At 67.3% G+C, this 11,989-nt stretch carries 8 protein-coding genes; 7 read left to right on the top strand and 1 reads right to left on the bottom strand.

Annotated elements, in window-relative coordinates; all coding sequences use genetic code 11:
- Positions 1 to 506 precede the first annotated feature (506 nt).
- The 7 genes from WA805_RS06065 (at position 507) to WA805_RS06035 (ending at position 10,245) form a co-directional block, all read left to right on the top strand.
- The gene (locus WA805_RS06065) at positions 507 to 1,586 is read left to right on the top strand and encodes a substrate-binding domain-containing protein (protein ID WP_422286762.1); all 1,080 of its coding nucleotides are present in this window, start codon (positions 507 to 509) and stop codon (positions 1,584 to 1,586) included.
- A 101-nt stretch (positions 1,587 to 1,687) separates the two neighbouring features.
- Positions 1,688 to 2,737 carry an ABC transporter permease gene (locus WA805_RS06060; protein ID WP_425241846.1) on the top strand — a complete coding sequence of 350 codons (1,050 nt, stop codon included), beginning with the start codon at positions 1,688 to 1,690 and terminating at the stop codon, positions 2,735 to 2,737.
- Between the two features lie 30 nt (positions 2,738 to 2,767).
- Positions 2,768 to 4,336, top strand: a complete 1,569-nt coding sequence (locus tag WA805_RS06055; RefSeq protein ID WP_422286759.1) for a sugar ABC transporter ATP-binding protein — start codon at positions 2,768 to 2,770, stop codon at positions 4,334 to 4,336.
- Positions 4,337 to 4,382: 46 nt separating this feature from the next.
- The gene (locus tag WA805_RS06050; protein ID WP_422271435.1) at positions 4,383 to 5,348 is read left to right on the top strand and encodes an ABC transporter permease; all 966 of its coding nucleotides are present in this window, start codon (positions 4,383 to 4,385) and stop codon (positions 5,346 to 5,348) included.
- A 20-nt stretch (positions 5,349 to 5,368) separates the two neighbouring features.
- Positions 5,369 to 6,133 carry an SDR family oxidoreductase gene (locus tag WA805_RS06045; protein WP_422286757.1) on the top strand — a complete coding sequence of 255 codons (765 nt, stop codon included), beginning with the start codon at positions 5,369 to 5,371 and terminating at the stop codon, positions 6,131 to 6,133.
- 108 nt (positions 6,134 to 6,241) lie between these two features.
- Complete coding sequence (locus tag WA805_RS06040) at positions 6,242 to 7,888, top strand: thiamine pyrophosphate-binding protein (protein ID WP_424559587.1); 1,647 nt, start codon at positions 6,242 to 6,244, stop codon at positions 7,886 to 7,888.
- An 8-nt stretch (positions 7,889 to 7,896) separates the two neighbouring features.
- Positions 7,897 to 10,245: a CaiB/BaiF CoA transferase family protein gene (locus WA805_RS06035; protein WP_422271429.1), complete on the top strand. Its 2,349-nt coding sequence runs from the start codon at positions 7,897 to 7,899 to the stop codon at positions 10,243 to 10,245.
- Positions 10,246 to 10,289: 44 nt separating this feature from the next.
- Here the strand turns inward: WA805_RS06035 and WA805_RS06030 are convergent.
- A partial coding sequence (locus WA805_RS06030) for a thiamine pyrophosphate-binding protein (protein ID WP_425241845.1) occupies positions 10,290 to 11,989 on the bottom strand: 1,700 nt, incomplete at its 5' end.

Below are 11,989 nucleotides of genomic sequence, written 5' to 3'. Positions count from 1 at the left end.
AGCCACTCGCCATTCCTCTCGCATCCCGACCTTGTCGCTGACCTCGTAGCGCGCCGGGCGGGGTCCACCTCTGGCTGAGTGCGACGCCGCATGTCCACGGCGGAGACCATGTCCAGATTGTAGCCGTTCACCCTGTTGACGGTAACTGTCCGCAGGACTAACGTGCCTCTCAAGTTGTACGACAAACAGTCCGTCGCACAGTCGTGGGACCCGCCCCAGGGATCCCACTTGGGGAGGAAATCTTCATGCGCCGTCTTCGCGCTGTTGCGTGGCATTCCCGCTCGACATCCTCTGATATCGGCCGTCGGACCTCTCGGCCCCGGTTCCGTGTGGCTGCTGGCGTGGTTCTCGCGCTGGCGGTCGCGATCCTCACCGCATGCTCGTCCTCGGTGACGAGCAGCACCTCATCGCCATCGACGTCAGCGCCGGCAAGCGCAACCAGCGCGGCCGCCAGTAGCAGCAGCACTGCGGGCTCAAGTAGCAGCGCTACTGTCGGCCTCAGTGCGGTGCCATCGGGCGCCCAGACGGACTACGCGCATTACAACCTGTACGCGCAGCTCTATCCGAACGCCTACCAGAACTACAAACCGCCGACCGGGAAGGCGCAGTTCTGCGAGAGCACCTTCTACCTCGGCAACACCTACCAGCAGGGCGAGGTCACCGCCTACAAGCAGATGGTGAGCCAGCTGGCAGCGGCCGGGCACGCCCAGTCCAACTTCATCGTCGAGAACTCCAACAACAGCACTGCTACGCAGCTGTCACAGCTCCAGAGCGAGATCAACAGTGGCTGTAACGTGATCTTCCTGGACGCCGGCTCGACGACCGCCTTCTGCTCGCTTTACTCGACCGCGCTCCAGAAGAACATCGCGATTGTGTCGCTCGACCCGGTCTACTGCAACAACGCCATCACGGTTTCGTTCGACGTGTACCAGAACTCGTATGAGCTGGCGGCCAACCTCTACAAGGCGATGAACTACCAGGGCAACCTGCTGTACATCACCGGGGTGCCGGGCGTCGCCGACGCTGCCACCGCGACCGCGGCCGCGACCGCCGCGATGGCGGGACACCCGGGTCTCAAGGTCGTCGGCAACTACACCGGTGAGTGGACGGCCTCGGTCGCCCAGCAGGCAACGTCACAGTGGCTAGCCAGCCACCCCGGAGTGAAGGTCGACGGGATCATCGACGAGGGCGCGATGGGCGTCGCCGCCGAGACGGCACTGCAACAGGCTGGGCGCCCGCTAGCGAAAGTGTCACTGCAGGAGGGCGACTGCCAGGAGCTAGCGTTCCAGAAGGCGAATCCTTCGCTGGTCCCCTTCATGACGGACCAGGCCCCGGCGCCGGGCGCTTACGCGACCATGGATGTGGCGCTGCGGCTCCTGGCCGGGCAGCAGCCTGCTCTCGACACGGTCCTGTACCCGATTCCCGGCCCGACCACCGCGACATTCAATCAGTGGTACACACCCTCGATGACGACGAGCAGCTCGTGCTTCGCATCGCCGAAGCCGGCCCTGCCAGCGATCGGGAGCTACCTCGGTCAGTTCTTCACTGGCGGCCAGCCTGTGACGAGCTTCCCCGAGCCCTCCTGATCAGCGAGCTCAGTTAGCGGCAAAGTCCCTCATGTCAGTAAGGCTCGAGCACGGCGTTGCGCGCGCCGTGCTCGAGCCTCCGCTAGAGAAGAGCGGCAAGGATGACCGATCCAAGCCCGATCGCTCCCGCTGACGGTTTGCCCGAGCCAGGTCCGGCGGCCCGTCAGCCGACCCGCAGCACCTCGGAGATTGTCACTCGCTTCCTCGCGGCTAACTTCACGGACGCGCTGCCGTACATCCTGGTACCAGTCCTGTTTATCCTGTCCGTGATTTTCATCCCCGGGTATTTCAGCAAGCTGAGCATCATCTCTCTGCTGATTCTGGCTAGCTTGCTCGGCTTGGCATCCCTGGGGCAGACCATAACCATTATCGCCGGCGGAATTGATCTCTCAATTCCGGCGGTGATAGGACTGTCCGATATCATCGTCACCCAGCTGTACTACAAGCACTGGTCGCTGCCCGTCATATTTCTCGTAATCGCGGGGCTGGCGATCCTCATCGGGACCATCAGCGCCGTGTCGTCCGTGCTCTTGCACGTTCACTCCCTAATAACAAGCTTCGGCATGAGCCTGGTGGTGTCCGGGGTCGCGCTGGAATGGAGTAACGGCGCCGTCAACGGGGCGGTACCGGGATGGCTGACGAGCAGCGTCTCCGCTATCGGTCACACCGGGCCGATCCCGATTCCGGCCATCATTTTCGTGTGGGCGGTCGCCTCGGTCCTCGCGGTGGCCTTCCTGCGCCTGACGCGGGTCGGACGGGAAACCTATGCACTCGGCGCGAATCCCGTCGCGGCGCGGCTGGCCATCGTCCGGTCGACGTGGACACTGGTCGTGGCGTTCTGCATATCCGCGCTTTGCGCCGCCATGGTCGGAGTATTTTTCGCTGGCTATAGCGGCATTCCCGATCCCACCGTGGGGGAGCCGTACTTCTTTCTGACGATTACCGCGGTGCTGATCGGGGGCACGTCGCTGCTCGGCGGCCGTGGCGGATACCAGCGGACCGTCATGGGCGCGCTGATCGTCGCGGAGCTGACCACGCTGCTCGTCGGGGTTGGCTTCAGTGCCTCGTTCCAGGAACTGGCTCTTGGCATCCTCGTCATCGCGCTGACCAGTACCTACGGCCGGGAGCTTAAGGTTGCCGCGAAGATCTGATCCGATCGGGCTTGCAGAGAGGGGCACACAGTGAGTTCGGTCGACGAAGCGAGTCGCCTCGTCATGGAGGACTTGTCGCGGTCTTTCGGTGAGACCCGCGCCCTGAACTCGGCGACCTTGCGTGTCCGCCCCAGCGAGATCCATTCACTGGTCGGCGAGAACGGCTCTGGTAAAAGCACGCTGATCAAGATCCTCAGTGGCGTCCTGCGGCCAGACTCAGGAACGCTGGTCTGGGAAGGCGAGGCAAGACAGCTCGGCAGCCCGAGAAGCGCACAGGGCATGGGCATCGCCACGGTATTCCAGGAGACGCTGATCGTGCCGGAGATGACCGTGCGCGACAACATCTACCTGGGGACCGATGGGCTCTTCAGGTACGGGCACCGCAAGGGCGACGAAATCGCCGGTGCCCGGCAGGTGCTCAGTGATCTCGGCATGGACGGGCTCGACCTGGACCGGCCGATGTGGACGCTCTCACTGGCCGAGCGGCAGCTGACGACGGTGGCCCGGGCGATCATCCGCCCGTGGCAGCTGCTCGTGCTCGATGAGGCAACCTCGGCGCTGGACGCCCAGCAACGGGACCGCTTGTTCGACTACCTCCGGCTGGCTCGGTCGCAGGGGAGGTCGGTCCTGTTCACCTCGCATCGGATGGACGAGGTACTCGGGCTGGCGGACTGGATCACCGTCCTGCGGCAGGGTGCGACCGTCGCCACGATGGGCGCGAGCGAAGCCTCCCGGCGCGGCATCCTCGGCCACATGTCCGGACGCGAGGCTCACGCTGACCCCGCCGTCGTCGCCGAGACGGGACCGCGCCGGGGCGATGCTGGGCAGCAGCGCCCGCAGCGGCCTGTCCTGCGGGTCGCGGAGCTGACCTTGCGTGCCGCGTCCAAGCCGATCTCGGTGGAGGTCAGGGCAGGGGAGATACTCGGGCTCGCGGGGCTCGAGGGCCAGGGCCAGGTCGGCTTCGTCGAGTGCCTCTGCGGGCTCCGGCGGCCCGTGGACGGTCAGGTGCTCGCGCTCGAGGACAACGGTGAGACCCATATCGTGCGGAGCTACCGGGGCGCTAACCGGCTTGGCATCAGGTATGTGCCGCGCGACCGTCGCTATGAGGGCCTGTTCGGCCCGCTGTCGGTCTTCGACAACTTCGCGATCACGCTGTGGGGCGACCTCAGCCGGCTGGGACTGCTGAGACGGCAGCAGGCCCGGAAGAGATTCGCGGACTTCGCTGAGTCATCGCGGCTCGTCAGCGCATCGCCCAGTCGTACCATCAGCATCCTCAGCGGCGGAAACCAGCAGAAGGTCCTGCTGGGGCGCTGGATCGCGATGCGTCCCCGCGTGCTGGTTCTCAACGACCCGCTGCGGGGTGTTGACCACAACACCAAGGAAGAGCTCTACGGATTGTTCCGCAGGCTGGCCGCTGACGGAGTAGCGATCATCTTCCTCTCGACTGAAATCGCCGAGCTGCTCACACTCACCGATCAGATTGCGGTGTTTCATGAAGGAAGTCTCGTAGCAATGCTGCCAACCGAGATGTCATCGGATACTGACGTCGTGGCCGCGATGTTCGGCGACGGCAAGCACGACGGAAGCGCGGATGACTAGCGTCGTCTCTGACCCCGCGCGGTCGTCGGTGCTTTCCACGCCCGCGGTGCGGCAGATCCTGCGGCGGAACACGTATGCGGCGGTTCCGCTCGCCATGCTCATCGTGCTGTTCATCGTGAATGCCGCGGTTCAGCCGCAGTTCCTGGCGCAGCACAACTGGGCGACGTCCATGTCGGTGCTGTGCCCGACGGTGCTGACCGCGATGGCGATGACGCTGCCCGTCTTGTCGGGCAACGGCGGAATCGACCTGTCGGTCGGCCCGCTGGCCGGATTCATGAGCGTGCTGATCTCAACGTTGCTGGTACCGGCGGGAATCACGTCGCCGCTGACTGTGATTCCCATCGTCATCGTATTCGGATTGCTGTCCGGTGCCATTACCGGAGTGCTGGTTGCGTACGTCCGGCTGCCCGCCATCATTGCCACGCTGGGCATGTACCTGTTCTATGACGGACTGGCCACGGAGGTGCTGCCACAGGCTGGCGGAAGCGTTCCGGTCTGGTTGGTGAAACTCAATGGCTCCGTGGGGCCGATTCCGGCCGTCTGGGTCGTCTTCGCCGTCATCGCGCTCCTGTGGACACTGGTGTCACGGGGTTCCTACATGCGCAACTTGCTGGCCGTCGGCGGAGATGAGCGGACTTCGTACACAGCCGGCGTGAATGTGGCGAGACTGCGGCTGGTCACTTACTCCATGGGAGGGCTACTCGCCTGCCTCGGCGGCCTGATGCTCACCGGCCTCATTCAGGGCGGCGACGGTACGGTCGGCCCGCCGTACACGATCAGCGCGATCACGGCGGTAGCACTCGGTGGTATCAGCCTCGCGGGAGGGCGGGGCGGCCTGCTCGGCGGCGCGCTCGGCGGGGGAGTGCTGTTCCTGATCCAGGAACTGCTGACCGATGCGCACGTATCGGTGTACTCGGTCAGTGTCGTCGACGGCATCATTCTCATCGGCGCGCTGGCCCTTAACGGCACTGTCGAATATCTGCGCAGGCGATCGTCTGCGTCGCGGCGCTGATGATCGGGGACGATGCCCAGATGGAGAATTGCCAGACGCAGCTGCCGGAGCTGTTCTCACTGTCCGGAAAGGTGGCGCTGGTGACGGGCTCCCGGGCGGGGCTCGGCCGGGCGATAGCGACCGGACTCGCGCAGGCCGGCGCGGAGGTTGTACTGCACGGCCACCATGACGATCTCGGCGAGACAGAGGCGGAGATCGCGCGCGCGGGCGGCAAGTCACGCCGGTGGGTCGCCGATCTGCTGGCGATCGACGCGCTCGGCGCACGGATCGACGACCTGCTGGCCCAGACGCGCGTCGACATCCTCGTCAACAACGCCGCGACGTTCATCAGGCAGTCGGCTCTCGAGCTGAGCCTCGACCGATGGCGTGAGGTCCAGACGGTGAACCTGGACGCAGTGTGGCTGCTCTGCCAGCGTATCGGCGCGGGGATGGTCGAGCGGGGCGCCGGCAAGATCATCAACATCGGATCGCTGGCCGGGCTCCAGGGCCCGGTGAACCGAAGCGCCTACACGGCGTCCAAGCACGCGATCATCGGGCTCACAAAGGCGCTGTCGAACGAATGGGCCGGCCGCGGTGTGCAGGTCAACACCGTCGTGCCTGGCTACTTCAAAACGGGTCGCCAGAGCCCGGCCTACACCGACCCCGTGGTGCAGGCGCGTATCCCCGCCGGTCGCTTCGGCGAGCCGGAGGACATAGTCGGGAGCGTGATCTTCCTCGCTTCCCGTGCGGCGGACTACGTCACCGGACACCAGCTGATCGTCGACGGGGGATGGTATGCGCGCTAGCAAGGGGGCCCCGTGCTTGACCCTGGGCAGGCGTGACGGCAGACTGAACGTATAACTGTCGGACAATCAGTCAGGCTACGTGCACGTGACTACCAGGCGGGCGGTGCGGTGCGGACAAGCGATCAGATTGCCGAGATGCTCTCTGCTTACCGCGTGAGTCATTTCTTCTTCGTCCCCGTCATCCTGCCGGAGACGGTCAAGCGGATGAGCGAGCGCGGCATCCTGCCGGTCATGACGCACGGGGAGAAGGCGGCCGCCTACATGGCCGATGGCTACGCCCGGATCAGCAGAAACGTCGGGGTGTGCGGCGCGCAGGCGATCGGGTCGACGAATCTGGCGGCAGGTCTCCGCGATGCCTACATGGCCAGGACGCCGATCGTGGCCCTCTCCGGCGAGCCCGATGCGCGGACCTCCTACCGCAACCTTTACCAGGACGTGGATGACCACGGCGCCTTCGAGGGCGTGACGAAGTGGAACGCGCACGTGCCCGGCCCGAGCCGTTTCCCTGACCTGCTGCGGCAGGCGTTCCGCGCGGCCAGCTCCGGTGTGCCCCGGCCGGTGCATCTCGGCCTGGTCGGCCGGACCGGCAACCCGGGCGACACGCCGGCTGAGGGCGTCACCCGCGCCGAACCGCGGTACGGCACGTCGCCGAGCGACCGCCCGATGGCTGCTAGCTCGTCGGTCGCCGCCGCGGTGGAGCTGCTCGCGAGGGCTCGGCGGCCGGTCATCGTCGCCGGGAACGGCGTGGCCCGCTCAGGCGCGGCGCGCGAGCTGGTCGCCCTGGCCGAGCAACTCACGATCCCCGTTGTCATGACGCTGAACGGACTGGCGACGATTGCCTCTGACCATCCGCTCTACGGCGGAGTCGTCGGTGAGTACGGGGCAGATTCCGCCAACGCGATCCTGCTGGGCGCCGACGTCGTGCTGGTCGCGGGCTCGTCGCTGGGCAGCATGACCACCAGGAACTGGAGCCTCATCCCTGCGGCGGCGCAGATCATCCAGGTAGACATCGATGGTGCCGAGATCGGCCGGAATTTTGAGTGCGCAGTGCCAATGGTCGGTGACGTCGGCGCGGTCATCGGGCAGCTGGCCGCCGCGGCCAGCCGCACGGCGCCGGCGGAGTGGGCCGCGGAGATCGCGGACATCAGAGCCGGCTGGCGGGCCGCGGTGCGGGAGAGCGAGACTTCTGACGCCATGCCAATCCGGCCCGAGCGCCTGTTTAGCATGATCGGCGAGGAGATGGCGGCCGATGGGATCATGGTCGGCGACACGGGCCACACCGCGGCCTGGACCGCACGCCACATCCGGCTGTCGGGTCGGCAGTCCGCCGTTCGCGCGGCCGGCTCGCTGGGCTGGGGCCTGCCTGCCTCGCTGGGCGTGAAGTGCGCATGCCCCGATCGCGAGGTCATCTGCGTGACCGGAGACGCCGGGTTCTTCTATCACATCAGCGAGCTGGAGACCGCCAGGCGGTACGGGCTGAAGGTGATCGTGGTGGTCAACAACAACACGTCGATGAACCAGGAAGCCTTCTTCTGGGATGAGGGCTCGGCCGACCAGCAGAAGAACTGGCAGTTCCATGACGCTGACCTGGCCGAGATCGCGCGGGGCTTCGGCTGCCACGGGGCGCGCGTGGACGATCCCGCGGATTTCGTTACAGCGCTGGATAAAGCCAGGGCATCCGGGCTGCCAGCGGTGATCGACGTTCGGACCGATATCGCGGTCGCCGCGCCGCAGAGCTTCGGCCCGGCACTGTAGGAGTGACGATGACGGAGACGGCGGCCGGAGCCGGTGTGCTGTCGGGCATCAAGGTGGTTGACTTCGGCCATTTCGTGGCCGGGCCGCTGACAGCCGTCATGCTGGCAGATCAGGGCGCTGAGGTCGTGCACGTGGACCGGCCGGGCGCGGAGCTTGCTGAAGCGGACGCGTTCCTGAACCGGGGCAAGCGCCGGGTCACCCTCGACCTGAAGGATCCGGCGGATGCGGCGATCGCAGCGCGGCTCGCGGCGGGCGCCGACGTCGTCATCGAGAACTTCCGGCCCGGGGTCATGGACCGGCACGGGCTCGGCTGGCAGCAACTCGCGCCGGTGGCGCCGCGGCTGATCTACTGCTCGCTGCCTGGCTTCGGCCGCGACGATCCGCGCGCGGCGATCCCCGCCTGGGAGGGCGTGGTGGCCGCCGCCACCGCGAACTGCTCCATCCGGGTCGGCCAGGAGCCGGAAGGCTGGGACACCACGAGGCCCACCTACAGCGCGGTCCCGCTGGCCTCAAACTTCGCCGCCTTCCTGGCCGCCACCGCGATCGTGGCGGCGCTCACGTTCCGGCATCGCACGGGCCGGGGTCAGCTGATCGAAGTGCCGCTCTTCCATGCGATGTTCGAGCTGATCGGCAAGGCGGGCTCCTTCGTGCAGGCAGACGGACTGGCTCCGCCGAAACCGCACAGCGGCAACGGGAGCGGCACGTACGAGTGCGCCGATGGCCGGTACGTCCGGATGGACCCGATCGGCGGCAGCGCCCGGTTCCTCCGCTGGCTACTGGACGCCGCGGGTGCGGAGTCCTGGGCGGCGGACGGCCTGACCGACGGAGTGCGCCTGGCCCGGCATAAGGAGCTGGAAGAGCAGCTGAAGGAACGGCTGCGCGGCATGTTCCTGACGCGCACGGCTGAGGAATGGGGGGAGCTGGCCGGCGATGCCGGCGTTCCGCTGGTCTTCATCCGTACGTGCCGCGAATGGCTCCAGACGCCCCACGCGCGAGTGGCAGGACATGTCGTCTCCGTCGCCGATCCCCTGTTCGGCGAGACCTGGATGCCGGGCCTGCCGGTGCACACGGCCGCTTCATCTGGCTGGACGCCACGGCCGCGCCAACTGCCGGACACCGACCACGATGCGGTCGCCGCAGAAGGTAGCCAGCCGGCCGCGCCGGCCGCGTCGGCCGCCACCGCCGCTGCCGCCAGGCCGGCTGAGGACATTACCAGGGCGTTCGAAGGACTGCGGGTCCTCGACCTGACGGAGATTCTCGCCGGCCCCACCAGCGGACGGATCCTCGGGGAGTACGGCGCGGACGTGGTCAAGATCAACGCGCCGAACAGCACGGTGGCCGCGCACGGCATCGTTAACCGGGGCAAGAGGAGCATCCTGCTCAATGTCGAGGCGGAGCGCGGCCAGGCCGTCTTCTGGGAGCTTGCCTCGCGCAGCGACGTGATTATCCAGAACTATCCCGAGGGAACGGCGGACCGGTACGGGATCGGTTACCGGCACGTGCGGGCCCGCTTCCCTGACGTGGTCTACGTGTCGGTGACCTGCTATGGCGAAGGGGGTCTGTGGGGCGCCCGGCGCGGGTGGGAGACGCAGGGGCAAGCAGTCACCGGCATGATGGAGCGAGCAGGCGGTGATCACCACGTTCCCGAAGTGCTAGGGCCCTACAACGTGGTCGACTTCGGCTCCGGCGTCATGACGGCGTTCGCGGCCTCGCTCGGCATCTTCCACCGCACGCGAACGGGTGCGGGCGGGCTGGTCACGGCCTCGCTCGCGCAGACCGCTACGTACCACCAGGCGATCTTCATGCTTGACTACGCAGGCAGGCGGCAGCATGCTGAGCCGCGCGGCCCTGAGGCGCTCGGCACCGGGCCGTTCCAGCGGTACTACCAGGTGCGCGACGGCTGGATCTTCCTCGGCATGAAGCCCTCGCAATTGCCGTCGCTCCGGTCTGTGCCCTGGCTGGCGGGCGCCGCAGGACTCAGTCCGGCGGACGCCACTGCCGTGGCGGAGGCGCTCAGTGCCGCGCTCGCGGGGCGGTCCGCGGCGGAAGCCACCCGCGCCCTTCAGGAGGCCGGCGTCGGCGCACACGAGGTGCTGACGACCGAGCAGGTGATGACCAGCGAGCCGGCCAGGAAGCTCGGCCTCAGCCTGACCCAGCGGTCTGAGGAGTTCGGCCCGGTCGTGATGCCAGGACTCACCGTCCGGCTGTCAGAGTCCCCGCTCGTGCTGGGCCGGCCCGCGGGCCGGGCCGGATCGGACGCAGAGAGCATCCTGGCGGAGGTCGGCCTGGCCGGGCGGATGACTGAACTGTCGCGGTACTGGGTGCTGCGTACCGATAACCTGCCGCCCCCCTGGTAACCGCCCGCCGAACAGCCGCTCGGCTGGCCGGTCAGCCGCGCCGGTCAGGAGACGGCCAGCGGCGCCGTCACGTTGATGTCGGTGCGAACGTCGATGACAGCCGGCCGGTCAGCCTCCAGCGCGCGCTCCAGGCTCGGCCGGAGATCACCGGGCTTGTCCACGCGGATGCCGAGCGCCCCCATGTCCGTCGCCAGCCGGGCCAGGTCCACGTCGGTGTAGGTCCACATCCGCCTTGATCGCCCCGTCGACTCGCCGCCGTAGGCGCTATCGAAGCCGCGCTTGCTCTGATTGCCCCCGCAGTTGTCGTTGACAATGGTGACGGAGTTGATGTTCCAGCGGACCGCCGTCTCGATCTCGCCCAGGTGGTAATACAGGCCCGCATCTCCGGTGAACGCGATGACGGGCCTGCCGGGGACGGCGCACTTCGCGCCGATTCCGGCCGAGAAAGACCAGCCGAGGTGACCGCAGCTGCGCAGGTAGTCCTGCCCCGGCTGAGTCAGGTCGAAATACTGGGACATCCACATCCCGGCATGCCCGGTATCCACGAGGACGATGGCGTCGTCCGGCATCATCGAGGTCAGGTCGGCGCACAGGCGCTCGGGCCGGATCGGCAGGTCATCGCTGGTCATGACACTGTTGTGCCGTGCTCGCCACGACGCCTTGAGGTCATCAACCTCAGCCAGCCACTGGCTCCGGCTCGAGGCGGTGGCCGGGTCGGCTAGCTCCCGCATCCGGCTGAGCACCATGCGGGCGTCACCGAGCACCCTGGCCTGCAGCGGATAGTTCCGGCCGAGCGTGACCGGTTCGATGTCGATCTGGATGGCGGGCGTGCCGATCGTCGGCACAGCCCAGAAATGGGTCGTCATGCCACCTGTCTGCGTGCCAATGAAGCAGACGAGATCGGCCCGGTTGACGATCTCGTTCGCGCACTCGCGCGAATAGGTCCCGACCACGCCTGCGCTCAGCCGGTGGGTGCCGGCGATACTGGCCCGGCCGTTCGCCGATGTCGCCACCGGGACCCCGAGATCCTCAGCCAGAGCGACGAGCTCGCCAGCCGCACCGGACCAGCGGATCCCGCCGCCGGCGACGATCACCGGCCGGACCGCGGCTTGGAGCAGGGTCAGGGCAGCGCGCACGGCGTCGTCGTCAGGTCGCGGCCGGAATGGCGGTACCGCCGCGAACTCGGGCTCGACGATGGCATCGAGCACTCCTGTCTCCCTGTCGAGCTGCCCCTCGTTCCCCTGGACCTGCAAGTGAACCGGTCCCGGCGAGCCGGTCGTCGCCGACCGGAACGCGTACCGCAGCATGTCGGGCAGCCGGGTGACGTCGTCTACTGCGCCGTTGAACTTGGTGACCTGGTCGAACGCTGGCAGGTCGTCTGCCTCCTGGTAGACCTGCCGGAATTTCGTGGCGGGGAGCCGGCCACCGGTGAGCGCTACCACCGGCGATCGGGCGAGGAACGGCTCGCGCAGCCCGGCCGCCAGGTTGAGGGCACCGATAGCCTGTGCCGCGCAGACGCCTGGCCGGCGTCCCGCGCGCGCGTAGCCGTCGGCCATGTAGACGGCTGCCTTCTCCCCGTGCGTGGTAACCGGGGAGATCTCCGGATACAGGCGCTCCAGCTCGGCAAAGGTCCGGCGCATGATGGCAGGCACCATGAACAGGTGCGTGACGCCATAGCCGTGCAGCATCTCCGCGACCGCGGTCGCGCCCTCTTGCTGGATTCCGTGCGCGGTGCTCACCAGGC

This window comes from Trebonia sp., assembly GCF_049794275.1.
GTDB lineage: Bacteria > Actinomycetota > Actinomycetes > Streptosporangiales > Streptosporangiaceae > Trebonia.
The sequence above is the reverse complement of the archived record's forward strand: the minus strand, read 5'-3'. Positions and strand labels throughout refer to the sequence as shown.

Bases quoted from the DNA above. Each gene is read 5' to 3' on its own strand.
- WA805_RS06035 (WP_422271429.1), top strand. From the start codon at position 7,897: ATGACGGAGACGGCGGCCGGAGCCGGTGTGCTGTCGGGCATCAAGGTG.
- WA805_RS06060 (WP_425241846.1), top strand. From the start codon at position 1,688: ATGACCGATCCAAGCCCGATCGCTCCCGCTGACGGTTTGCCCGAGCCA.
- WA805_RS06045 (WP_422286757.1), top strand. From the start codon at position 5,369: ATGGAGAATTGCCAGACGCAGCTGCCGGAGCTGTTCTCACTGTCCGGA.